Origin of the sequence: Pantoea sp. Fr+CA_20, assembly GCF_024520835.1 — a bacterium.
GTDB lineage: Bacteria > Pseudomonadota > Gammaproteobacteria > Enterobacterales > Enterobacteriaceae > Pantoea > Pantoea allii.
Genome location: NZ_JALNPN010000067.1, coordinates 1 through 237 on the forward strand (window position 1 = coordinate 1; position 237 = coordinate 237).

Genomic DNA, 237 nt, shown 5'->3' on the forward strand with positions numbered 1-237 from the left:
ATCTGGCGGTGCAATATCGGTACTGTTTGATGGCAGACCTGTATGAGGCGGAATATATGCATCACCTTCAACAATAAATTCATTAGTTCCGGCCAGCAGATTATAAATTTTTATGGTCCGTGGTTGTTCACTCATTCTGAATGCAATTATGCAAGCCTCACAATATAGTTAAATGCGATGTTTTTGACGGTGTTTTCCGCGTTACCAGCAGCGTTAACGGTGATGGTGTGTCCATGT

2 pseudogenes are annotated in these 237 nt (G+C 42.2%); both read right to left on the reverse strand.

The window, feature by feature from the left end:
- Positions 1-147 (reverse strand): annotated as a pseudogene (locus NR177_RS23830) (tail fiber assembly protein); the annotation flags it as partial.
- Positions 147-237, reverse strand: a pseudogene (locus tag NR177_RS23835) (tail fiber protein); the annotation flags it as partial. The pseudogenes NR177_RS23835 and NR177_RS23830, both read right to left, overlap by 1 nt.